Origin of the sequence: Pseudomonas coleopterorum, assembly GCF_900105555.1 — a bacterium.
In the GTDB taxonomy this organism is placed as follows: Bacteria; Pseudomonadota; Gammaproteobacteria; order Pseudomonadales; family Pseudomonadaceae; genus Aquipseudomonas; species Aquipseudomonas coleopterorum.
Genome location: NZ_FNTZ01000001.1, coordinates 3,850,563 through 3,872,140, shown reverse-complemented (window position 1 = coordinate 3,872,140; position 21,578 = coordinate 3,850,563). Strand labels below are relative to the sequence as shown.

The following is a 21,578-nucleotide window of genomic DNA, read 5'->3' as shown; positions in this document are numbered from 1 at the left end:
CGGGCGGGTCGAGCTTAAGCCTGGGTGGCGTATTTGGCCAGACGTGGATCGTTTTTCAGAACGGCGATGGTGTTGCTGTGCACGTCTTCAGCGGTGGTGTCGGCGCTGCTGAAGATCTGCTGGAAGTGCTCGTGGGTGACCGACTGGAAGTAGGCACGGTCTTCGGGAGCGACGCCCAGTACCACGGCATAGGTGGTCAGTGCTTCGCCTTGGCCCTTGGCCATGTCTTCGGACAGCTCGTCCATCATGCCATTCATGGCAATCCAGGATTTACCGCCGTAAGTCAGTGCCGCGTTGGTCGAGCAACCGTTGGTGCCCGAGGTCATGCCGAAGGTGGCGTTGCCCGAAGTGCCGTTGGTGGTGGAAGCCAGGAAGTGCGCAGGCGTGCCGCGCTGGCCTTCGAACAACATGTTGCCCCAACCGCAATCCGGACCACCGGGCGCTTGCGCCATGGCGTTGATCGAGACGGCGGCGAACAGAGTACCCAGCAGAATCCGTTTCATAGCGTTGTTCTCTTTTTGATGTGCTTACTGAGGGTCTAATGCCTGGCGAACCAGGACGGGTCGGTTATTGGGCCGACCGCGTAACTTGGAGTTTAGGCAAGCGTTGCAGTTCCGCACGAAATGACTAAGTTGCAGCCTCGCTCGGCAAGCCCCGGTGCAGCTTGCGCCGTCGCTACAGAAGCGCCCAGAATGACAGCATCTGTCCCGCCGAAGTAAGGATGCCCGATGCCCGATTCTGTAGCTGCCAGCCTGCGTCTTGCGCCCGAGGCACTGACCCGCCCGTTTTCAGCTGAACAGTTCAACTTCACCACCACCAACGACCTGGAGCCCTTTCGTGGCGTACTGGGTCAGGAACGCGCCGTCGAGGCATTGCAGTTCGGTGTCGCCATGCCGCGCCCCGGCTACAACGTATTCGTCATGGGCGAGCCCGGCACCGGCCGCTTCTCGTTCGTCAAACGCTACCTCAAGGCCGAAGGCAAGCGCCTGCAGACCCCGGCCGACTGGGTCTACGTCAACAATTTCGACGAGCCGCGCGAACCGCGCGCCCTCGAACTGCCGCCTGGCAGCGCCGGCGCCTTCATCGGCGACATCGGTGCACTCATCGACAACCTGCTGGCGACTTTCCCGGCGGTGTTCGAACACCCGTCCTACCAGCAGCGTAAAAGCGCCATCGACCGTGCGTTCAATCAGCGCTATGACCGCGCCCTGGATGTGATCGAAAAGTTGTCGCTGGAAAAGGACATCGCGCTGTACCGCGACAGCAGCAACATCGCCTTCACCCCGATGCTCGACGGCAAGGCCCTGGACGAAGCCGAATTCGCCCAGTTGCCCGAAGCTGACCGCGAGCGGTTTCACACCGATATTTCCAATCTGGAAGAGCGTCTCAACGAAGAACTGGCCAGCCTGCCGCAGTGGAAGCGCGAGTCGAGCAACCAGTTGCGTCAGCTCAACGAAGAGACCATCACCCTGGCCCTGCAACCGCTGCTGGCGCCGTTGTCGGAAAAGTATGCCGAGAACGCCGCCGTGTGCGGCTACCTGCAGGCCATCCAGGTCAACCTGCTCAAGACCGTGGTCGAGCAGTTGGTCGATGACAGCAAGGCCGACGCCCAGGCCCGCAAGCTGCTGGAAGAACAGTACAGCCCCAGCCTGGTTGTCGGTCACCACCAGAGCGGTGGCGCGCCGGTGGTGTTCGAACCGCACCCTACCTACGACAACCTGTTCGGCCGGATCGAATACAGCACCGATCAGGGCGCGCTCTACACCACCTACAAGCAGCTGCGCCCCGGCGCACTGCACCGCGCCAACGGTGGCTTCCTGATCCTGGAAGCCGAGAAGATGCTGGGTGAACCCTTCGTCTGGGATGCGCTCAAGCGCGCCCTGCAATCGCGCAAGCTGAAGATGGAATCGCCACTGGGCGAGTTCGGGCGCCTGGCCACCGTCACGCTGACACCGCAGATGATTCCCTTGCAGGTAAAAGTCATCATCATCGGCGCTCGTCAGCTGTATTACGCGCTGCAGGACCACGATCCCGACTTCCAGGAGATGTTCCGCGTCCTGGTGGACTTCGATGAAGACATCCCCATGGTCGACGAGAGCCTGGAGCAGTTCGCCCAGCTGCTCAAGACCCGCACCTCGGAGGAGGGCATGGCGCCGCTGACCGGTGACGCCGTCGCGCGCCTGGCCACGTACAGTGCTCGCCTGGCGGAAAACCAGGGGCGTCTGTCGGCACGCATCGGTGATCTGTTCCAGCTGGTCAGCGAGGCGGACTTCATCCGCCACCTGGCCAATGAAGAGCGCACCGACGCCGGTCACATCGAGCGCGCGCTCAAGGCCAAGGCGACCCGCACCGGTCGGGTTTCGGCGCGTATCCTCGACGACATGCTGGCCGGCATCATCCTGATCGACACCACCGGCGCTGCGGTGGGCAAATGCAACGGGCTGACGGTACTGGAAGTGGGCGATTCAGCGTTCGGTGTACCGGCGCGTATTTCGGCCACGGTGTACCCGGGCGGCAGCGGCATCGTCGACATCGAACGCGAGGTCAACCTGGGCCAACCGATCCACTCCAAGGGCGTGATGATCCTCACCGGCTACCTGGGCAGCCGCTACGCGCAGGAGTTTCCCCTGGCCATTTCTGCCAGCATCGCCTTGGAGCAGTCCTACGGGTACGTGGATGGCGACAGCGCATCTCTGGGCGAGGCCTGCACCTTGATCTCGGCGCTGTCGAAGATGCCGCTCAAGCAGTGTTTCGCGATCACCGGCTCGATCAATCAGTTCGGTGAAGTGCAGGCTGTGGGAGGCGTCAACGAGAAGATCGAGGGCTTCTTCCGTCTGTGCGAGGCCCGTGGCCTGACCGGCGAGCAGGGCGCAATCATACCCCAGGCCAACGTGGCCACACTGATGCTCGACGAAAAGGTCCTGCAGGCGGTGCGCGACGGCAAGTTCCACGTCTACGCCGTGCGCCAGGCCGACGAGGCGCTGAGCCTGCTGGCGGGCGAGCCTGCCGGTGAGCCTGACGAGAACGGCGCGTTCCCCGAGGGCAGCATCAACGCCCGTGTGGTGGAGCGGCTGCGGGTCATTGCGGAAATGATCAGCGAAGAAGACCTCAAGGAAGCTGAAAAGGAACAGGCGCTGGAAGAGCTGGTCGAGGTCCGGCCGACGGTGTAGATCCCTATAGGGTAGGGGACAGCTGGCGGGCAGCGCCATCCGTCAGCTGAACCAGAGCCAGCGGTCAATCCCTTCTATGCTCCAATCATGACCCCTCGCGAGCCGCCCCCGGCTCTACGGGGCAATGGTGTATGCCAGAGGAGGGTGGCCATGGCCCGCAGCCTGAGCCTCAACCGTCAATGCCTGGGCCTGATGACCCGGATCGAATGCAGTGTTCGTCCGCTGGCGGGAGAGAATGGCCTGTGGACGCTGTTGTTCGCTGCCGGCATGGCGGGCGAGCAACCCAGCGCACTCAAGGCGCAGGGACCTTTCCATGGCCCGCTGGCTGCCGAAGCCGTGCTGGAGGCCATCGTCGACAGCCTGACGCTGCACGGTTACAGCCTCAGCGATGACCCACAGATGTGGGCCGTGCACCTGCAACGCCAGTTGCGCGCACTCAATGGGCAACGTGGCACGCCGAGCGTTCGCTACCGGCTCCCTGAACACTGATCTGCCTGCATTGCACACGGCTGCGACACACCGTCGCACGTCGTGCTTTGTCCTGCGCGTGGCTATAATCGGCGCCAATTTCCACCACCCTGTGAGCTTCAATGGAACGCTTCGTCGAAAAAACCATGTACGCCTCGCGCTGGTTGCTGGCGCCGATCTACGTCGGCCTGTCGCTGGGACTGCTGGCGCTGGCCCTGAAATTCTTCCAGGAAATCTTCCATGTCCTGCCCAACATCTTCGCCATGGCCGAATCCGAAGTGATTCTGGTGCTGCTCTCGCTCATCGACATGGCGCTGGTGGGCGGTCTGCTGGTGATGGTGATGATTTCCGGCTATGAGAACTTCGTTTCGCAGCTGGACATCGAAGATGGCGTAGAGAAGCTCAGCTGGTTGGGCAAGATGGATTCCTCTTCCCTCAAGATGAAGGTAGCCGCTTCGATCGTGGCCATTTCCTCCATCCATCTGCTGCGCGTGTTCATGGATGCCAAGAACATCGAACCGCAGTACCTGATGTGGTACGTAATCATCCACATGACCTTCGTCGTCTCGGCCTTCGCCATGGGCTATCTGGACAAGCTGACCAAGCACTAATCGCGCTTCACATCTGGTTCCGACAGCGCCCTGCTGAAAGGGAGGCGGCCATTGTGCTAGTCTTCCTACCCTTTTATCTGGGCGCGTCCTTCATCTCTGGATGAAGATTCCTACGCGACCCCGCAGCGGAGCAGCCTGATGTCCGAAGTACAACTGTCGACCGACGAAACCCGTGTGAGCTATGGCATTGGCCGCCAACTGGGTGGCCAGCTTCGCGACAACCCGCCACCGGGTGTAAGTCTGGACGCCATTCTGGTCGGCCTGACCGACGCGTTCCGCGGTCATGAAAGCCGTGTGAGCGAAGCAGAGCTCAATGCCAGCTTCAAGGTCATCCGCGAGATCATGCAGGCTGAACAGCAGGCCAAGGCCGAAGCCGCAGCAGGCGAAGGCAAGGCGTACCTGGCGGAAAACGCCAAGCGTGCCGAAATCACCACCACGGCCAGTGGCCTGCAGTACGAAGTGCTGAGCACCGGCGAAGGCAGCAAGCCGTCCGGCGACAGCACCGTACGTGTTCACTACCACGGCACCCTGACCGACGGCACTGTGTTCGATAGCTCCTACAACCGTGGCGAGCCAGCCGAGTTCCCGGTCAACGGCGTGATCGCTGGCTGGACCGAAGCCCTGCAACTGATGCCTGCCGGCAGCAAGTGGCGCGTACACGTTCCCAGCGAACTGGCCTACGGCGCCCAGGGCGTCGGTAGCATCCCGCCGCACAGCGTGCTGGTGTTCGATGTGGAACTGCTGGAAGTCCTGTAACGCCTCGGAGTAATCCAGAGGCACCGCACGACCCCGACGCGGCTCGCGCCGCTGCTACACAGATACGCGCTCCCTGTAGCAGCGGCGCAAGCCGCGTCCTCCCCCATCACGCCCCCCTGCCTTGTAGCAGCGGCGCAAGCCGCGTCCGGCCCCACCGCGCGACATTCGGCGCCCCTCACTCTCAGCCGCATCCGGCGCCACGCGATCCCTGTAGCAGCGGCGCAAGCCGCGTCGGCGGTACATGCGGTCCCTCAGACGCCCCGCACCCTCAGTGCAATTCCCCCATTGGCCGCAATGCGCGGGCGTAGCAGAACAGAAAGAGGTTGCGCACCAACTCCTTCAACACCACAGGCTCGCTGGAGCTCAAACCATGCAGATCCAGATCCCCCTGATCACGCAGTTCATCCAACGCGTCTTCGCCGAGCACGGCACAGACTTCGCCAGTATCACGATGCAGGATGCGCAGGTAGGGATGTGGGCGGTCCAGCCAGGCGTCGATCAGATAGGTCATGGAAATTCTCCTTGAAAGGGTTTCAATGAGAATAATTCTTATTAAAATAATAGCAAGAGACTATTTGCCATCGCCGGGCATTGCGCCCCTGAAAGCCTTGCCGGCCGCCTCACGACGGCTCGGACCGCTGGTCGGGCTGTACGTCAGACTTTGCGCACGAACTCGGACTTGAGCTTCATGGCGCCGATGCCATCGATCTTGCAATCGATATCATGGTCACCGTCGCACAGGCGAATGTTCTTCACCTTGGTACCGACCTTGACCACTAGCGAAGAGCCCTTGACCTTGAGGTCCTTGATCACGGTGATGGTGTCACCGTCAGCCAAAACGTTGCCCACCGAATCCTTGATCACCAAGGCATCGCCGTCGGCACTTTCTTCGCCGGTTGCCGACCATTCATGGCTGCATTCAGGGCAGATCAGCTGGGTGCCGTCTTCGTAGGTGTATTCGGATTGGCATTTGGGGCAGGGCGGCAGCGTGCTCACGAGATTCCTCGAGGTAGAGAATAAAGGCACGCAGTATATAGGGTTTTTGCAGGCGAAGCCCTTGTAGGAAAGGGCTACCGCAGAGAGGGGCAGTTGTGGGAGCGGGGCGGGCGGCGAGCCCTCTGCCCGCGAAGGGCGCACCACCGAATCAGTGCGTACGCGCCACCGCAAACTCGCTGAGCTCGATCAATGCATCCCGATACTGGCTGGCAGGCAGCACTTCCAGCTGGGCAATGGCCTTGGACACATAATCGCGGGCCAGACGCGCGGTGTAATCCAGCGCCCCGCAGTCCTCGACCGCCACACGGATGCGCTCCAGATCCTCGATCCCGCCTTTCTGGATCGCCTGCCGCACCAGCGCTGCCTGTTCGGCGTTACCTTCACGCATGGTGTAGATCAGCGGCAAGGTCGGCTTGCCCTCGGCCAGGTCATCACCCACATTCTTGCCCAGGGTCTCGGCGTCGCCGCGATAATCGAGCAGATCGTCGACCAGTTGGAACGCAACACCCAGGTGGTCACCAAATGTGCGCAGCGCCTCGCACTGTTCGGCGCTGGCGCCGGTGAGCGCTGCCGCACTGTGCGCCGAGGCTTCGAAGAGCATCGCGGTCTTGCCGCGGATCACTTCCATGTAGATCTCTTCGGTGGTGCTGGCGTCCCGTACCTTGGACAGCTGCAGCACTTCGCCCTCGGCGATGATGCGTGTGGCGTGTGAAAGAATCTTCATCACCGACATCGAGCCCAGCTCGACCATCATTTCGAAAGAGCGCGAATAGAGAAAGTCGCCGACCAGCACGCTCGGAGCATTGCCCCACTTGGCGTTGGCGGTGGAGCGGCCGCGACGCATGCCAGACATGTCGACCACGTCATCATGCAGCAGGGTCGAGGTGTGCAGCAGCTCGATGGTGGCCGCCAGCAGCCGCAGGTCATCGCTTTGATGGCCCAGGGCTTTGCCAGCGAGCAACACCAGCAGCGGGCGCAGGCGCTTGCCTCCGGAGGAGGTAATATAGTCGCTGATCGTCGATACCAGCGGCACACGCGAGGTCAGCTGCTTCTTGATGATCTCGTCGACGGCGCTGAAATCGTCCGCCACCGCGCGGTAGAAAGCTTGGGGTTGCATCAGCGAGAGTCGCTCCAGAAGGGTTGCGCGGCATGCTAGGACGCGGGTTGGAGCGTGTCAAGGCGCGTCCGTGGCCCGCAACGCCCGTATGCCGGGCAGGAAGCTGGTCGTGAACCTGCGCCGGCATCGTTTTGCCCGCAGCGCCCAACCGTTCGGGCGACTGGCGGCCTCTTGTCAGCGGTTCATGGCTTGCGTACAATCGCGCACCCTGAACTTCCTGGGCAGCACCTGCCTTACGCAATTGCATTTGGGGCGTTCCAACCCATGCAGCCATGCCAGCCGACACTCTACTTATAAAGAGCTGGGTGAGCAGGATTATCGGAGAAATACCATGTCGTACGCAGTAATCGTTACCGGTGGCAAGCAATACAAGGTCGCCCCAGGTGAATACCTGAAGATCGAAAAACTGGAAATCGCCACCGGCGAATCCGTTACCTTTGATCGCGTTCTGTTGGTCGCCAATGGCGACGACGTGAACATCGGCGCTCCAGTGGTTGCCGGCGCTACCGTTGTGGCTGAAGTGATTTCCCAAGGTCGTCACGATAAGGTCCGCATCATCAAGTTCCGTCGTCGTAAGCACCACATGAAGCGCATGGGCCACCGCCAGTGGTACACCGAGATCAAAATCACCGGTATTCAGGCGTAATTTCAGCCTAATTCCTCACTAGGAGAATTGACTCATGGCACACAAAAAAGCTGGTGGTAGTACCCGTAACGGTCGCGACTCAGAAGCCAAACGCCTTGGCGTGAAGATGTATGGCGGCCAGGCTATCATCCCAGGCAACATCATCGTGCGTCAGCGCGGCACCCAATTCCACGCTGGCTACGGCGTTGGCATGGGTAAAGATCACACCCTGTTCGCGAAAGTCGCAGGCGTGATCAAGTTCGAAGTAAAGGGCGCCTTCGGTCGTCGTTACGTGAGCGTTGTCGCAGCCTAATCGCGACGTCGCTGGAGAAGCCCTGTCTTGCGACGGGGCTTTTTCGTTTATGGAGTGAGTCTCTTGCAAAGGTTTGCATGGGCTGTCGGTACGTGAGTCATTGACGGGTTTGCCGCGCTCATTTTTGCAAGAGCCTTACGTTTCAGGTTCATTGGCTCGCCCTGGCGGCGAGAGGCGTATTTTTAATGAAGTTTGTAGATGAAGTGTCCATCCGCGTGAAGGCGGGTGATGGTGGCAACGGCTGCATGAGCTTTCGCCGCGAAAAATTCATCGAGAATGGCGGCCCCAACGGCGGCGACGGTGGTGATGGCGGCTCGATCTACATGATCGCCGACGAAAACCTCAACACCCTGGTCGACTACCGTTATACCCGCCACTTCGATGCCGAGCGCGGCGCCAACGGCGGCAGCACCGACTGCACCGGCAAGAAGGGTGAAGACCTGGAGTTGCGCGTGCCGGTAGGTACCACGGTGATCGACGCCTCCACTCAGGAAGTCATCGGCGACCTGGTCAAGGCCGGTCAGCGCCTGCTCGTGGCCCATGGTGGCTGGCACGGCCTGGGCAATACCCGATTCAAATCCAGTACCAACCGCGCGCCGCGCCAGACCAGCCCAGGCAAGCCAGGCGAGCAGCGCGATCTCAAGCTGGAGATGAAAGTGCTGGCCGACGTCGGTCTGCTGGGCCTGCCCAATGCCGGTAAAAGCACCTTTATCCGCTCGGTGTCTGCAGCCAAGCCCAAGGTGGCCGATTACCCGTTCACCACCCTGGTGCCGAACCTGGGCGTGGTGAGTGTCGACCGCTGGAAGAGCTTCGTCGTGGCCGACATTCCCGGTCTGATCGAGGGGGCTTCCCACGGTGCCGGTCTGGGCATCCGATTCCTCAAGCATTTGGCGCGTACCCGCATCCTGCTGCACCTGGTCGACATGGCGCCGCTGGATGAAACCAGTGCTGCCGACGCCGCCGAAGTGATCGTCAACGAGCTGGTCAAGTTCAGCCCGTCGCTGGCCGAGCGTGAGCGTTGGCTGGTGCTCAACAAGTGCGACCAGATCCTGGAAGAAGAGCACGAAGAGCGCGTCAAGGAGATCGTCGATCGCCTGGAGTGGGAAGGTCCGGTCTATGTGATCTCGGCCATCGCCAAGGAAGGTACCGAGCGCCTGAGCCGTGACATCATGCGCTACCTGGAAGACCGTGCCGACCGTCTGGCACGCGATCCGGCCTATGCCGACGAGCTGGCCGAACTCGATCAGCGCATCGAAGACGAAGCGCGCGCCCAGCTGCAGGCGCTGGACGACCAGCGCGCGCTGCGTCGCAGCGGCGTGAAGAGCGTCCACGACATCGGCGATGACGACGACTGGGACGAAGAAGACACCGAAGACGGCCCGGAAATCATCTACGTCCGCGATTGATCGGCCGACCTGGCGTGCGCCTTCGCGGGCCGAGCCCTCTGCCCGCGAAGAGGTCACCGCGATCCACGCACCCAATCGCATCGCCGGGCATCCTCGGTGTTAAACTAGACGCCGCTCACCATGAGCGGCGTTTTTGTTTTTCTACCGGGCAAAGGTTGGCAGATGATGCGGAGCAAGGTGACGGGCGCGCAGCGCTGGGTCGTGAAGATCGGCAGTGCGCTGCTGACCGCGGACGGCAAGGGTCTGGATCGCGCGGCGATGGGCGTATGGGTCGAGCAGATGGTTGCTTTGCACAACGCCGGGGTCGAGTTGGTACTAGTGTCTTCGGGTGCAGTGGCGGCCGGCATGAGTCGCCTTGGCTGGGCCAAGCGCCCCAGTGGCATGCACGAATTGCAGGCGGCCGCGGCTATCGGCCAGATGGGTCTGGTGCAGGCCTGGGAGTCGAGCTTCGCCGAGCATGGCCGACACACCGCCCAGATTCTCCTCACCCACGACGACCTGTCCGATCGCAAGCGCTACCTCAATGCGCGCAGCACGCTGCGTACGCTGGTCGAGCTGGGCGTGGTGCCGGTCATCAACGAAAACGACACCGTGGTCACCGACGAGATCCGCTTCGGTGACAACGACACCCTGGCTGCTTTGGTGGCCAACCTGGTGGAAGCGGACCTGCTGGTCATTCTCACCGACCGCGACGGCATGTTCGATGCCGACCCGCGCACCAACCCCGATGCCCAGCTGATCTTCGAGGCGCGCGCCGACGATCCGTCGCTCGACGCCGTCGCTGGCGGTACCGGCGGTGCGCTGGGCCGCGGCGGCATGCAGACCAAGTTGCGCGCCGCGCGCCTGGCCGCGCGCTCCGGAGCGCACACGGTAATCGTCGGCGGCCGTATCGAGCGTGTGCTCGATCGGCTCAAGGCTGGCGATCGCCTGGGTACGCTGCTGTCGCCCGAGCGTGAAATGCTGGCTGCGCGCAAGCAGTGGCTCGCCGGGCATCTGCAGACTCGTGGCACTCTGGTGCTCGACGACGGGGCCGTGCAGGCCCTGACCGGTGGCCACAAGAGCCTGCTGCCGGTGGGTGTGAAAGTGGTGCAGGGCAGCTTCAGGCGCGGTGAGATGGTAGTGTGCGTGGCGCCGGACGGTCGTGAAATCGCCCGCGGCCTGGCCAACTACAGTGCGCTCGAAGCACAGAAAATCATCGGTCAGTCGTCGGACGTCATCGAGCGCTTGCTGGGCTACATGGCCGAGCCCGAGCTGGTGCACCGCGACAACCTGATCCTCGTTTGATCCCTACAGGAACGTTTCGATGAATGTGCTCAAGGCCCTTGCGGCCACGCTGTTGTGCCTGCCGATGCTGGCGAATGCCGAGGAAATCGGTCAGGTGTCCACGGTGTTCAAGGTTGTCGGTCCCAATGACCGGATCGTCGTCGAAGCATTCGATGATCCCAAGGTGCCGGGTGTGACCTGCTACCTTTCGCGCGCCAAGACGGGCGGGGTGAAGGGTGGTCTGGGCTTGGCCGAAGACCGCGCCGAGGCGTCCATCGCCTGTCGCCAGGTCGGGCCGATCCAGTTGCCGGACAACTTGAAGGAAGGCGAGGAGGTATTCAAGGAGCGCACGTCGCTGGTGTTCAAGACTATGCAGGTGGTTCGATTCCACGACAAGAAGCGCAACGCGCTCGTGTACCTGGTCTACAGCGACCGCATGATCGAAGGCAGCCCGCAGAACGCCGTGACCGCCATCCCCATTCGTCCCTGGACCACCGAATAATTGCGGCGTGGTTTTCGCGGCCGATGACCGCTCCTACGGATGAAAATCCACACCACCGTAGGAGCGGTCATCGGCCGCGAAAGGGGCTACATCAATATTGCCTCTTTCATGCAGGCACAAAAAAGCCGACCCTGGGGTCGGCTTTTTCTACATCGTACAGCTGATCAGGCAGCAGCAGCCTGGTTCAGTGCTTTGATGTGGCCATTCAGACGGCCTTTGTGACGAGCAGCCTTGTTCTTGTGGATGATGCCTTTATCGGCCATACGGTCGATAACTGGCACGGCCAGAACATAAGCAGCTTGTGCTTTTTCGGCGTCTTTTGCGTCGATGGCTTTGACTACATTCTTGATGTAGGTGCGAACCATGGAACGCAGGCTGGCGTTGTGGCTGCGACGCTTCTCAGCCTGTTTTGCACGTTTTTTGGCGGAAGGTGAGTTGGCCACCGTCGAGCTCCTCGAAAGACTTTTTGAAATAGCAAACAAATAAGGCCGCGAATCATGCCCATCAACGAGTTGGTTGTCAAGGGTACGTGAAACGATCCGCTAAGTGGTCGGTCGGTGTCGAAGTGATTCACTTCTGGCCCGTGACCTGTACACTCGCGAGGTTTTGGCTCTGCCTGCTGATGCGGCGCGGAGTATCGCACACCTGGGCCGGATATGGGCCTGCTCTTCGTCAACGGGCATGAAAAACTTTCGATGAATCTACTCAAATCCCTGGCCGCGGTCAGCTCCATCACCATGGTTTCGCGGGTGCTGGGCTTCGTCCGCGACACCATCATCGCGCGCATCTTCGGCGCCGGCATGGCCACCGACGCCTTTTTCATCGCCTTCAAACTGCCGAACCTGCTGCGCCGGATCTTCGCCGAGGGCGCGTTCTCCCAGGCCTTCGTGCCGATTCTCGCCGAGTACAAGAACCAGCAGGGCGAGGAGGCCACGCGTACCTTCATTGCCTACGTCGCCGGCCTGTTGACCCTGGCCCTGGCGCTGGTCACGGTGGCCGGGATCCTGGCCGCGCCCTGGGTCATCTGGGCCACCGCGCCGGGCTTCGCCGACACGCCGGAGAAATTCCATCTCACCACCGACCTTCTGCGGGTGACCTTTCCTTATATATTGCTGATCTCGCTGTCGTCCTTCGTCGGTGCGATCCTCAATACCTACAACCGCTTTTCGGTGCCGGCCTTCACGCCTACGCTGCTCAACGTGTCGATGATCCTGTTCGCCCTGTTCCTCACGCCGTATTTCGATCCGCCGGTGATGGCGCTCGGCTGGGCGGTCCTGGCGGGCGGACTGGCGCAGCTGCTGTATCAACTGCCGCATCTGAAAAGGCTCGGCCTGCTGGTACTGCCGCGTCTGAGCCTGCGCGACACCGGCGCGGTGCGTGTGATGAAGCAGATGCTACCGGCCATTCTCGGGGTGTCGGTCAGCCAGATATCGCTGATCATCAACACCATCTTCGCCTCTTTTCTGGTAGCAGGCTCGGTCTCGTGGATGTACTACGCCGACCGTCTGATGGAACTGCCCTCGGGCGTGCTGGGGGTGGCGCTGGGTACCATTCTGTTGCCGACCCTTTCCAAGACCTACGCCAACAAGGACCGCCATGAGTACTCGCGCATCCTCGACTGGGGGCTGCGTCTGTGCTTCGTGCTGGTGCTGCCTTGCGCCGTGGCCCTGGCATTGCTTGCCGAGCCGTTGACCGTGGCCTTGTTCCAGTACGGCAAATTCACCGCCCTGGATGCGGCCATGACCCAGCGCGCACTGATCGCCTATTCCATCGGTCTGTTGGGCATCATCCTGATCAAGGTGCTGGCGCCGGGTTTCTATGCGCAGCAGAACATCCGTACGCCGGTGAAGATCGCGCTCTTCACGCTGGTGGCTACGCAGGTCTTCAACCTGATGTTCATCAGCCACCTGCAGCACGCTGGCCTGGCGCTGGCCATCAGCCTGGGTGCCTGCCTGAACGCCGGGCTGCTGTATTGGAAACTGCGCCAGCAGGACCTGTTTCAACCGCAGCCGGGCTGGACCGTCTTTTTATGCAAGCTGGGCATCGCCGTACTGGCCATGGCCGTCGCCTTGCTGGTATTGCTGCAGTACATGCCGGCATGGGCTGACGGCCAGATGCTCGAACGCTTCCTGCGCCTGGGGCTGCTGGTGTTGACAGGCGTGCTAGTGTATTTCGGAATGTTGTTGGCCATGGGCTTCCGCCTCAAGGACTTCGCTCGCCGCGGGCTGGCCTGATCCTTGGGTGCCAGCGGTTTTGTGCATTAGCGAACATCCATGCACGCTGTTGCCTGTCGTCGGCGCGTGGGTATGGTTATAATCGACCACTTTATGAGCAAGAAGCGCGTTATGCAGCTGGTTCGAGGCCTTCACAATCTGCGGCCCCAGCATCGGGGCTGCGCCGCCACCATTGGCAATTTCGACGGTGTCCACCGCGGCCATCAGGCTATCCTGGCGCGGCTGCGCGAGCGTGCCCGGGAGTTGGGTGTGCCCAGCTGCGTAGTGATCTTCGAGCCCCAGCCGCGCGAATACTTCAGTCCACAGACCGCGCCGGCCCGCTTGGCCCGGTTGCGTGACAAAGTGCAGCTGCTGGCCGACGAGCAGGTCGATCTGGTGCTGTGCCTGGCCTTCAACAAGCGCCTGAGCCAGCTCAGCGCCTCGGAGTTCGTCGATACCATCCTGATCGACGGCCTGGGCGTGAAGCACCTCGAAGTTGGCGACGACTTTCGTTTCGGCTGCGACCGGGCAGGAGACTTCGATTTCCTGACCCAGGCCGGCAGCCTTCAAGGCTTTACCGTCGAGGCGGCGCAGACCGTTGAACTGGACGGTCAGCGGGTGAGCAGCACCCAGGTCCGCAAGGCCCTGGCGTCGGCCGATTTCGAACGTGCCGAGCAACTGCTCGGCCGACCCTTCTGCATCGAAGGAAGGGTCCTGCATGGGCAAAAGCTGGCCCGCCAACTGGGCTGGCCCACTGCCAATGTGCAACTCAAGCGCCGTCGCGTGCCGCTGACCGGGGTCTACCTGGTGAGTGTCGACATCGATGGCAAGACCTGGCCGGGAGTCGCCAACATAGGCGTGCGGCCAACCGTTGCAGGTGATGGCAGTGCCCACCTGGAAGTGCATTTGCTGGACTTTGCCGGTGACCTCTATGGCCGGCATTTAACGGTGGCGTTCCACCACAAGCTGCGTGATGAGCAGCGTTTCGCCTCGCTGGAGGCGCTGAAGTCGGCGATCGATGCGGATGTCGCCGCCGCGCGTGCCCACTGGGCCAAGCCAACCGCTTAAATTGAAGAGCCTGAAATGACCGACTACAAAGCCACGCTAAACCTTCCGGACACCGCCTTCCCAATGAAGGCCGGCCTGCCCCAGCGCGAGCCGCAAACTCTGCAGCGCTGGGACAGCATTGGCCTGTACCAGAAGCTTCGCGAAATTGGCAAGGACCGTCCCAAGTTCGTCCTGCACGACGGCCCGCCCTATGCCAACGGCAACATTCACATCGGTCATGCGGTCAACAAGATCCTCAAGGACATGATCATCCGTTCCAAGACCCTGGCCGGCTTCGATGCGCCGTACGTGCCGGGCTGGGACTGCCATGGCTTGCCGATCGAGCACAAGGTCGAGGTCACCCACGGCAAGAACCTGGGCGGCGACAAGACCCGCGAACTGTGCCGTGCCTATGCCAGCGAGCAGATCGAAGGGCAGAAAGCCGAGTTCATCCGTCTGGGCGTGCTCGGCGACTGGGCCAACCCGTACAAGACCATGAACTTCACCAACGAGGCCGGCGAGATCCGCGCCCTGGCGGAAATGGTCCGCAACGGCTTCGTGTTCAAGGGTCTGAAGCCGGTGAACTGGTGCTTCGACTGCGGTTCGGCCCTGGCCGAGGCCGAGGTCGAGTACGCCGACAAGAAATCGCCAACCATCGACGTCGCCTTCCCGATCGCCGACCAGCAAGCGCTGGCCGATGCCTTCGGTCTGCCAGGCCTGGAGAAACCGGCCAGCATCGTGATCTGGACCACCACCCCGTGGACCATCCCGGCCAACCAGGCGCTCAACGTGCATCCCGAGTTCACCTACGCGCTGGTCGACGTCGGTGACCGCCTGCTGGTGCTTGCCGAAGAACTGGTGGAAAGCAGCCTGGCCCGCTACAACCTGCAAGGCTCGGTCGTCGCCACCACCGTGGGCGCCAAGCTGGAGCTGATCAACTTCCGTCATCCGTTCTACGATCGCCTGTCGCCGGTGTACCTGGCCGAGTACGTCGAGTTGGGTGCCGGCACGGGCGTGGTGCACAGCGCCCCGGCCTATGGTGTCGACGACTTCGTCACCAGCAAGCAATACGGCCTGACCAACGACGACATCATCAGCCCGGTGCAGAGCAACGGCGTGTACGCCGAATCGCTGCCGTTCTTCGGTGGCCAGTTCATCTTCAAGGCCAACCAGAACATCGTCGACAAGCTGGCCGAAGTCGGCGCGCTGATGCACACCGAAGTGGTCAGCCACAGCTACATGCACTGCTGGCGTCACAAGACCCCGCTGATCTACCGCGCCACTGCGCAGTGGTTCGTGGGCATGGACAAGCCACCGGTCGAAGGCGACACCCTGCGCGAACGCGCGGTGAAAGCCATCGAAGACACCAAGTTCGTCCCGGCCTGGGGGCAGGCGCGCCTGCACTCGATGATCGCCAACCGTCCCGACTGGTGCATCTCGCGCCAGCGCAACTGGGGCGTGCCGATCCCGTTTTTCCTCGACAAGGCCACCGGTGAACTGCACCCGCGCACCGTCGAGCTGATGGAAGAGGTGGCCAAGCGCGTCGAAGTCGAAGGCATCGAAGCCTGGTTCAAGATGGACCCGGCCGAGCTGCTGGGCGACGAGGCGGCCAACTACGACAAGATCAGCGACACGCTGGACGTCTGGTTCGACTCGGGCACCACCCACTGGCACGTGCTGCGCGGCTCGCACCCGATGGGTCATGAAAGCGGCCCGCGCGCCGACCTGTACCTGGAAGGTTCCGACCAGCACCGTGGCTGGTTCCATTCTTCGTTGCTGACCGGTTGCGCCATCGACAACCACGCGCCGTACCGCGAACTGCTGACCCACGGTTTCACCGTGGACGAGAACGGCCGCAAGATGTCCAAGTCGCTGGGCAACGTCATCGCCCCGCAGAAGGTCAACGATACCCTGGGCGCCGACATCATGCGCCTGTGGGTTTCGGCCACCGACTATTCGGGCGAGATGGCCGTGTCGGATACCATCCTGCAGCGCAGTGCCGATGCCTATCGTCGCATCCGCAACACCGCGCGCTTCCTGCTCTCCAACCTCAGCGGCTTCAACCCGGCCACCGACCTGCTGCCAGCCGATCAGATGATCGCCCTCGACCGCTGGGCCGTGGATCGTGCTCTGCTGCTGCAGCGCGAACTGGAAGAGCACTACGGCGAATACCGTTTCTGGAACGTCTACTCCAAGGTGCACAACTTCTGCGTGCAGGAGCTGGGCGGTTTCTACCTCGACATCATCAAGGACCGCCAGTACACCACCGGCGCCAACAGCGTCGCCCGTCGCTCCTGCCAGACCGCGCTGTATCACATCAGCGAGGCGCTGGTGCGCTGGATCGCGCCGATCCTGGCGTTCACCGCCGACGAGTTGTGGCAGTACCTGCCCGGCGAGCGCAACGAGTCGGTAATGCTCAACACCTGGTACCAGGGCCTGAGCGAGCTGCCCGAGGGCTTCGAGCTGGACCGTGCCTACTGGGAGCGGGTGATGGCGGTGAAGACTGCGGTCAACAAGGAAATGGAAAACCAGCGCGCGGCCAAGGCCATCGGCGGCAACCTGCAGGCCGAAGTGACGCTGTACAGCGAAGACGCGCTGAACACCGACCTGGCCAAACTGGGCAACGAGCTGCGCTTCGTGCTGATCACTTCGGGCGCCACCCTGGCGCCGTTCGCTCAGGCTCCGGCCGATGCGGTGGTCACCGACGTAGCCGGCCTGAAGCTTAAGGTAGTCAAGTCGGGTGGCGTCAAATGCGCGCGTTGCTGGCACTTCCGCGATGACGTGGGCGTGAACCCCGAGCATCCGGAAATCTGCGGTCGCTGCGTCGACAACATCAGCGGTGATGGCGAGGTGCGCCACTATGCCTGATTCGTCGGCGTCTTTCGGTCGCTACGGTCACTTGAAGTGGCTGTGGCTCAGCGTGCTGGTCATGGCGCTGGACCAGGCCACCAAGTTCTATTTCGACGGCAACCTGCAGATGTACGAGCAGATCGTGGTCATTCCCGACCTGCTCAGCTGGACCCTGGCCTACAACACCGGCGCCGCCTTCAGCTTCCTGGCGGACAGCGGCGGCTGGCAGCGCTGGCTGTTCACCCTGATCGCCGTGGTGGTCAGTGTGGTGCTGGTGGTGTGGCTCAAGCGTCTGGGCCGCGGCGACACCTGGCTGGCGATTGCCCTGGCGCTGGTACTGGGCGGGGCGGTAGGCAACCTGTTCGACCGCGTCGTGCTGGGCCATGTGGTCGATTTCATTCTGGTGCATTGGCAGGATCGCTGGCGTTTCCCGGCGTTCAACCTGGCCGACAGCGCCATCACCGTCGGTGCGATCATGCTGGCGTTGGATATGTTCAAGAGCAAGAAAAGCGGAGAAGCGGTGCATGACTGAACAGCGAATCAGGGAAAACACCGAAGTGACCCTGCACTTCGCCCTGCACCTGGAAAACGGTGATACCGTCGACAGCACGTTCGACAAGTCGCCGGCGACTTTCAAGGTCGGCGACGGCAACCTGTTGCCAGGCTTCGAAGCGGCCCTGTTCGGCTTCAAGGCCGGCGACCGACGCACCGTCAAGGTGCTGCCGGAAAACGCTTTCGGCCAGCCCAACCCGCAGAACGTGCAGGTCATGCCGGCATCGCAGTTCGAAGGCATGGAGTTGTCAGAAGGGTTGCTGGTGATCTTCAACGACGCCGCCAACACCGAGCTTCCGGGCGTGGTGAAGGCATTCGACGACAACGAAGTGACGGTAGACTTCAACCACCCCCTGGCAGGCAAGACCCTGACCTTCGAGGTGGAAATTCTTTCGGTCACGGCCCTTTAAGGGCACCGAGGCAAGCATGCAAATCAAACTCGCCAATCCCCGCGGCTTCTGCGCGGGTGTGGACCGAGCGATCGAGATCGTCAACCGTGCGCTGGAAGTCTTCGGCGCGCCGATCTACGTCCGTCACGAAGTGGTGCACAACAAGTTCGTGGTCGAAGACCTGCGCAACCGCGGCGCCATCTTCGTCGATGAACTCGACCAGGTGCCCGACGACGTCATCGTCATCTTCAGTGCTCACGGCGTCTCCCAGGCCGTGCGCCAGGAAGCGGCCGGACGCGGGCTCAAGGTGTTCGACGCGACCTGCCCGCTGGTCACCAAGGTGCACATCGAAGTGGCCCGCTACAGCCGCGACGGACGTGAGTGCATTCTCATCGGCCACGCCGGACACCCGGAAGTGGAAGGCACCATGGGACAGTACGACGCCAGCAACGGAGGCGCCATCTACCTGGTCGAAGACGAGGAAGACGTCGCCAACCTGAAGGTGGTCAATCCGGAAAACCTCGCCTTCGTCACCCAGACGACGCTGTCGATGGATGACACCAGCCGGGTCATCGATGCGCTGCGTGCGCGCTTTCCGGCCATCGGCGGACCGCGCAAGGACGACATCTGCTACGCCACGCAAAACCGCCAGGACGCGGTCAAGATCCTGGCCGACGAGTGCGACGTTGTGCTGGTGGTGGGCAGCCCGAACAGCTCCAACTCCAACCGCCTGCGTGAGCTGGCCGAACGCATGTCCACCCCGGCCTATCTGATCGACGGCGCCGAAGACATGCAGCAAGGCTGGTTCGACGGCGTGCAGCGCATCGGCATCACCGCCGGCGCCTCGGCACCCGAAGTGCTGGTGCGCGGCGTCATCGAGCAACTGCATGCCTGGGGCGCGACCGGTGCCGACGAGCTGATCGGCCGGCCGGAGAACATCACGTTCTCGATGCCCAAGGAATTGCGGGTCAAGGCGATTACTTGAGTGACTTGCGGCACTCATCATCGCGGTTGCGTACGTAGCTTTTGTCTAGCCTGAGCCTTCCGGCCCAGCTGAGGATAAGTCGCGTACGCGCCTTGTTGTTGCGATCGCACACGAAGAGCGTTCCGGGGTTTCCGGCGCCGCCCACTCCGGCAACAGCGCCGAACGTGTTGAAACGCACCTCCTTGCGCATCCATAGGTTTCCTTCGATCCTGATCGCGCCGTCCAACACGCGCTCGCGCAGGACAGTGCTCGAGCTGGAAGGCAGCCCGCGACGGTCTGGCACTACCTTCCACCCCCAGCCCCACCCCTTGTCCGACGCGCGGACGACTATAGGGGTATGCCTCACAACCGCTTCGATTCGGGCCATTTTCAGGGTCGCGACCAGCTCGCTGACGATCATCTGACGCCGCTGCTCTTGCAGCATTGCACGAAAGGCCGGCACGACAATCGCCGAGAGTATCCCAACCACGGCCAGGACCGCCACCAGCTCCACCAATGTCACTCCCTTGCTGTTCATGCCAACCCTCCCTGGGTTTCTGTGCAACAGGCGCTGATCCCCCTAGAACAACCGTATATCCTGTGCGCCCAGCGAACCGCGCGAGCGCTGGTTTATAGTCAGTGCTCCTGGGGGAGGCGTCCAATGCGGCATGGTTACAAGGGGTTTACGCTGGTCGAGCTGATGGTGACGATCGCGGTGCTGGCCATCCTGGTGACCGTGGGGATTCCATCGTTCGTTACCTTGATGAACAACACCAAAGCGGACACTGAATCCACGGATTTGTATCGGGCACTCAACTATGCGCGGCTCGAGGCGATCAACAGGGGCATGAATGTGCGGGTCAGACCACAGACAGCGAACACCTGGACCAGCCAGCTGAATATCCAGTCGGTTGCCAATGGCGCCGTGGTCGATACGCTCAGGGTGATCGCCCCCATGGCCACCTCTGCCGTGGTACTTCCCAACGACCTGGCTTTTATCGAATACAGCAGTCTGGGTGCACTGGTGGTGCCGGCCAGCAAGTTTGAGTTTGTCTACACGCGCGGAAGCTTCAGCAGGACTCTGGGCGTCTGTGCGAACGGTCGCATCGTGCCGACTGGGGCTTGTCCATGACTCGGCCTGCGAAACAGAAGGGTGCCAGCCTCATCGAGGTGCTGGTGTCGCTGTTGGTGCTGGGCATCGGACTGCTTGGCGCGGCGGCCCTCCAGCTCAATGCCTTGAAGTTCACTGATAGCTCCACCTTGAGCAGCCAGGCCAGTTTCCTCGCCTATGACATGATGGATCGAATCCGTGCCAACCCCAATGCCAACTACGCGCTGTCCGCTCTGAGTGCCGCGCCGACCAGTGGCGGTGGCTCCACTCGCAATCAGGATCTGGTCGACTTCGCCGCCAACGTCACCGCGCTCGGGGGAGCAGATGCCGCAACCAGCAGCATCGACGTCAAAGGTCGGTTAGTGACGATCACCATCAGATGGTCCGATGCTCGTGCAGCGGGCGCGTCCAATGTTTCCAACGTAGCCGGCACCGATGCCGCCGTTCAGGAGTACAAGCTCGTCAGCCGCGTGGCAATGGACAAGGACATCAAATGAGACGGAGCATGGCCGGTATCGGTCTGATCGAGCTGATGGTGGCAATGACCCTGGGTCTGGTCATCACACTGGGCGTGACGCAGATATTTCTGACGGCGAAGAACACCTACCGCTCGCAAAGCGCGGCAGCCGCTATTCAGGAGGACGCGCGGTTCATACTGAGCAAGATGATTCAGGAAGTCCGTTCCGTGGGGATGTTTGGTTGCCTGGCCACGGTGCAGGACAGCAGTAAGGAGGGGGATTTCGCCGCTGCCTTCGCGACACCTATTACCGTTACCAGATCTTCGAATGGCAATGTGGTCCTGACGCTAGTGTACGCAGATGTCGGCGAGAATGGCCCGTTGCCCACTTGGCAGATTCGTTCGGATTGTAAGTTTAGCGCGACCGCGTACACCGGCGGACAGGCGCCTGCATTGGCGGCAGGGCAACTGACTTTCCCCATCCGCAGGGTGGTTTACTCCTACAGCAGTAACTCGATCAATGTCGGCCCAAAGGCTGATAGCGTTTCTCCTTTGATCAACAATGTCAGCCAGTTCGATGTGACCTTCGGCATGGCCTCCAACGACGCCGACGAGTTTGCTTCCAGCTATGTGGCGACGCCTACCAACTTTGCCCTGATTCGCAGCGTGCGCATTGCTCTGAAGGTCACCGATGGCAATGCGACTGCACTGGCGAGGGAGCAGTCGTTCAGCGTCGTGGCTTCCATTCGGAACCGTCTATTGTGAGGA

The 21,578-nt window shown here is 61.9% G+C and carries 24 protein-coding genes; 18 read left to right on the top strand and 6 right to left on the bottom strand.

The features are described from left to right. Window positions 1-14 precede the first annotated feature (14 nt). The gene (locus BLV18_RS17425; protein WP_049860935.1) at window positions 15-503 is read right to left on the bottom strand and encodes a DUF3015 domain-containing protein; all 489 of its coding nucleotides are present in this window, start codon (window positions 501-503) and stop codon (window positions 15-17) included. A 225-nt stretch (window positions 504-728) separates the two neighbouring features. Between BLV18_RS17425 and BLV18_RS17420 the strand changes: the two genes are divergently transcribed. From BLV18_RS17420 to bamJ, 4 genes are all read left to right on the top strand, one after another. Then, a complete protein-coding gene (locus BLV18_RS17420; RefSeq protein ID WP_049860936.1) occupies window positions 729-3,170 on the top strand; it encodes a Lon protease family protein in 2,442 nt (813 codons plus the stop codon). Between the two features lie 150 nt (window positions 3,171-3,320). Then, entirely contained in the window at window positions 3,321-3,659 is a 339-nt protein-coding gene (locus BLV18_RS17415) for a PA4575 family protein (protein ID WP_090360378.1), read from the top strand. 101 nt (window positions 3,660-3,760) lie between these two features. After that, complete coding sequence (locus BLV18_RS17410) at window positions 3,761-4,249, top strand: TIGR00645 family protein (RefSeq protein ID WP_090360375.1); 489 nt, start codon at window positions 3,761-3,763, stop codon at window positions 4,247-4,249. Between the two features lie 138 nt (window positions 4,250-4,387). Then, complete coding sequence (bamJ, locus tag BLV18_RS17405) at window positions 4,388-5,005, top strand: BamJ family beta-barrel-assembly machinery protein (RefSeq protein WP_090360372.1); 618 nt, start codon at window positions 4,388-4,390, stop codon at window positions 5,003-5,005. A 268-nt stretch (window positions 5,006-5,273) separates the two neighbouring features. Here the strand turns inward: bamJ and BLV18_RS17400 are convergent, their stop codons facing one another. From BLV18_RS17400 to BLV18_RS17390, 3 genes are all read right to left on the bottom strand, one after another. Next, on the bottom strand, window positions 5,274-5,516 hold the full coding sequence (locus BLV18_RS17400; RefSeq protein WP_043192798.1) for a PA4570 family protein: 243 nt from the start codon (window positions 5,514-5,516) through the stop codon (window positions 5,274-5,276). A gap of 143 nt (window positions 5,517-5,659) precedes the next feature. Then, window positions 5,660-6,001, bottom strand: coding sequence for a zinc ribbon domain-containing protein YjdM (locus tag BLV18_RS17395; protein WP_056844078.1), 342 nt, complete (start codon window positions 5,999-6,001; stop codon window positions 5,660-5,662). Between the two features lie 148 nt (window positions 6,002-6,149). Next, window positions 6,150-7,118 carry a polyprenyl synthetase family protein gene (locus tag BLV18_RS17390; protein WP_056844079.1) on the bottom strand — a complete coding sequence of 323 codons (969 nt, stop codon included), beginning with the start codon at window positions 7,116-7,118 and terminating at the stop codon, window positions 6,150-6,152. 331 nt (window positions 7,119-7,449) lie between these two features. On the opposite strand from BLV18_RS17390, the gene rplU reads away from it, so the two are divergent. The 5 genes from rplU (at window position 7,450) to BLV18_RS17365 (ending at window position 11,227) form a co-directional block, all read left to right on the top strand. Next, the gene (rplU, locus tag BLV18_RS17385) at window positions 7,450-7,764 is read left to right on the top strand and encodes a 50S ribosomal protein L21 (RefSeq protein ID WP_003176051.1); all 315 of its coding nucleotides are present in this window, start codon (window positions 7,450-7,452) and stop codon (window positions 7,762-7,764) included. Window positions 7,765-7,798: 34 nt separating this feature from the next. Further along, a complete protein-coding gene (gene rpmA, locus BLV18_RS17380; protein ID WP_008371588.1) occupies window positions 7,799-8,056 on the top strand; it encodes a 50S ribosomal protein L27 in 258 nt (85 codons plus the stop codon). A gap of 185 nt (window positions 8,057-8,241) precedes the next feature. Further along, window positions 8,242-9,462 (top strand): Obg family GTPase CgtA, encoded by a 1,221-nt coding sequence (gene cgtA / locus BLV18_RS17375; RefSeq protein ID WP_090360369.1) that lies wholly within the window; start codon window positions 8,242-8,244, stop codon window positions 9,460-9,462. A gap of 165 nt (window positions 9,463-9,627) precedes the next feature. Next, window positions 9,628-10,746 (top strand): glutamate 5-kinase, encoded by a 1,119-nt coding sequence (gene proB / locus BLV18_RS17370; RefSeq protein ID WP_090362392.1) that lies wholly within the window; start codon window positions 9,628-9,630, stop codon window positions 10,744-10,746. 19 nt (window positions 10,747-10,765) lie between these two features. Then, complete coding sequence (locus tag BLV18_RS17365) at window positions 10,766-11,227, top strand: CreA family protein (RefSeq protein WP_090360367.1); 462 nt, start codon at window positions 10,766-10,768, stop codon at window positions 11,225-11,227. 164 nt (window positions 11,228-11,391) lie between these two features. Here the strand turns inward: BLV18_RS17365 and rpsT are convergent, their stop codons facing one another. Next, entirely contained in the window at window positions 11,392-11,670 is a 279-nt protein-coding gene (gene rpsT / locus BLV18_RS17360) for a 30S ribosomal protein S20 (protein WP_043192805.1), read from the bottom strand. A 252-nt stretch (window positions 11,671-11,922) separates the two neighbouring features. Between rpsT and murJ the strand changes: the two genes are divergently transcribed. From murJ to ispH, 6 genes are all read left to right on the top strand, one after another. Then, window positions 11,923-13,461, top strand: a complete 1,539-nt coding sequence (gene murJ, locus BLV18_RS17355; protein ID WP_090362389.1) for a murein biosynthesis integral membrane protein MurJ — start codon at window positions 11,923-11,925, stop codon at window positions 13,459-13,461. A 111-nt stretch (window positions 13,462-13,572) separates the two neighbouring features. Next, window positions 13,573-14,508 (top strand): bifunctional riboflavin kinase/FAD synthetase, encoded by a 936-nt coding sequence (gene ribF, locus BLV18_RS17350; RefSeq protein WP_090360364.1) that lies wholly within the window; start codon window positions 13,573-13,575, stop codon window positions 14,506-14,508. Between the two features lie 15 nt (window positions 14,509-14,523). Beyond that, a complete protein-coding gene (ileS, locus tag BLV18_RS17345) occupies window positions 14,524-17,355 on the top strand; it encodes an isoleucine--tRNA ligase (RefSeq protein ID WP_090360361.1) in 2,832 nt (943 codons plus the stop codon). Beyond that, the gene (gene lspA, locus BLV18_RS17340) at window positions 17,348-17,869 is read left to right on the top strand and encodes a signal peptidase II (protein ID WP_049860954.1); all 522 of its coding nucleotides are present in this window, start codon (window positions 17,348-17,350) and stop codon (window positions 17,867-17,869) included. The genes ileS and lspA overlap by 8 nt, the downstream gene beginning before the upstream one ends. Next, window positions 17,862-18,299 carry an FKBP-type peptidyl-prolyl cis-trans isomerase gene (locus BLV18_RS17335; RefSeq protein WP_049860955.1) on the top strand — a complete coding sequence of 146 codons (438 nt, stop codon included), beginning with the start codon at window positions 17,862-17,864 and terminating at the stop codon, window positions 18,297-18,299. Before lspA ends, BLV18_RS17335 begins: the two co-directional genes overlap by 8 nt. A 16-nt stretch (window positions 18,300-18,315) precedes the next feature. Then, window positions 18,316-19,263, top strand: a complete 948-nt coding sequence (gene ispH / locus BLV18_RS17330; RefSeq protein WP_049860956.1) for a 4-hydroxy-3-methylbut-2-enyl diphosphate reductase — start codon at window positions 18,316-18,318, stop codon at window positions 19,261-19,263. Here ispH and BLV18_RS17325 read toward each other — a convergent pair. Then, window positions 19,256-19,780 (bottom strand): GspH/FimT family pseudopilin, encoded by a 525-nt coding sequence (locus BLV18_RS17325; protein WP_090362386.1) that lies wholly within the window; start codon window positions 19,778-19,780, stop codon window positions 19,256-19,258. The two genes, ispH and BLV18_RS17325, sit on opposite strands and share 8 nt — an antisense overlap. Window positions 19,781-19,903: 123 nt before the next feature. On the opposite strand from BLV18_RS17325, the gene BLV18_RS17320 reads away from it, so the two are divergent. From BLV18_RS17320 to BLV18_RS17310, 3 genes are read left to right on the top strand one after another with little or no spacing between them, the layout of a single operon-like run. Beyond that, window positions 19,904-20,374, top strand: coding sequence for a GspH/FimT family pseudopilin (locus BLV18_RS17320; RefSeq protein WP_049860958.1), 471 nt, complete (start codon window positions 19,904-19,906; stop codon window positions 20,372-20,374). Beyond that, window positions 20,371-20,850, top strand: a complete 480-nt coding sequence (pilV, locus tag BLV18_RS17315) for a type IV pilus modification protein PilV (RefSeq protein ID WP_056844087.1) — start codon at window positions 20,371-20,373, stop codon at window positions 20,848-20,850. Before BLV18_RS17320 ends, pilV begins: the two co-directional genes overlap by 4 nt. After that, a complete protein-coding gene (locus BLV18_RS17310; RefSeq protein ID WP_049860960.1) occupies window positions 20,847-21,575 on the top strand; it encodes a PilW family protein in 729 nt (242 codons plus the stop codon). The genes pilV and BLV18_RS17310 overlap by 4 nt, the downstream gene beginning before the upstream one ends. Window positions 21,576-21,578: the final 3 nt, after the last annotated feature.

Coding starts and splice junctions, on each gene's coding strand:
- bamJ (WP_090360372.1), top strand. CDS start 4,388: ATGTCCGAAGTACAACTGTCGACCGACGAAACCCGTGTGAGCTATGGC.
- lspA (WP_049860954.1), top strand. CDS start 17,348: ATGCCTGATTCGTCGGCGTCTTTCGGTCGCTACGGTCACTTGAAGTGG.
- BLV18_RS17425 (WP_049860935.1), bottom strand. CDS start 503: ATGAAACGGATTCTGCTGGGTACTCTGTTCGCCGCCGTCTCGATCAAC.
- BLV18_RS17415 (WP_090360378.1), top strand. CDS start 3,321: ATGGCCCGCAGCCTGAGCCTCAACCGTCAATGCCTGGGCCTGATGACC.
- rpmA (WP_008371588.1), top strand. CDS start 7,799: ATGGCACACAAAAAAGCTGGTGGTAGTACCCGTAACGGTCGCGACTCA.
- BLV18_RS17365 (WP_090360367.1), top strand. CDS start 10,766: ATGAATGTGCTCAAGGCCCTTGCGGCCACGCTGTTGTGCCTGCCGATG.
- murJ (WP_090362389.1), top strand. CDS start 11,923: ATGAATCTACTCAAATCCCTGGCCGCGGTCAGCTCCATCACCATGGTT.
- ileS (WP_090360361.1), top strand. CDS start 14,524: ATGACCGACTACAAAGCCACGCTAAACCTTCCGGACACCGCCTTCCCA.
- BLV18_RS17410 (WP_090360375.1), top strand. CDS start 3,761: ATGGAACGCTTCGTCGAAAAAACCATGTACGCCTCGCGCTGGTTGCTG.
- BLV18_RS17325 (WP_090362386.1), bottom strand. CDS start 19,780: ATGAACAGCAAGGGAGTGACATTGGTGGAGCTGGTGGCGGTCCTGGCC.
- BLV18_RS17400 (WP_043192798.1), bottom strand. CDS start 5,516: ATGACCTATCTGATCGACGCCTGGCTGGACCGCCCACATCCCTACCTG.
- ispH (WP_049860956.1), top strand. CDS start 18,316: ATGCAAATCAAACTCGCCAATCCCCGCGGCTTCTGCGCGGGTGTGGAC.
- proB (WP_090362392.1), top strand. CDS start 9,628: ATGCGGAGCAAGGTGACGGGCGCGCAGCGCTGGGTCGTGAAGATCGGC.
- BLV18_RS17335 (WP_049860955.1), top strand. CDS start 17,862: ATGACTGAACAGCGAATCAGGGAAAACACCGAAGTGACCCTGCACTTC.
- BLV18_RS17390 (WP_056844079.1), bottom strand. CDS start 7,118: ATGCAACCCCAAGCTTTCTACCGCGCGGTGGCGGACGATTTCAGCGCC.
- ribF (WP_090360364.1), top strand. CDS start 13,573: ATGCAGCTGGTTCGAGGCCTTCACAATCTGCGGCCCCAGCATCGGGGC.
- pilV (WP_056844087.1), top strand. CDS start 20,371: ATGACTCGGCCTGCGAAACAGAAGGGTGCCAGCCTCATCGAGGTGCTG.
- BLV18_RS17320 (WP_049860958.1), top strand. CDS start 19,904: ATGCGGCATGGTTACAAGGGGTTTACGCTGGTCGAGCTGATGGTGACG.
- rplU (WP_003176051.1), top strand. CDS start 7,450: ATGTCGTACGCAGTAATCGTTACCGGTGGCAAGCAATACAAGGTCGCC.
- BLV18_RS17420 (WP_049860936.1), top strand. CDS start 729: ATGCCCGATTCTGTAGCTGCCAGCCTGCGTCTTGCGCCCGAGGCACTG.
- cgtA (WP_090360369.1), top strand. CDS start 8,242: ATGAAGTTTGTAGATGAAGTGTCCATCCGCGTGAAGGCGGGTGATGGT.
- BLV18_RS17310 (WP_049860960.1), top strand. CDS start 20,847: ATGAGACGGAGCATGGCCGGTATCGGTCTGATCGAGCTGATGGTGGCA.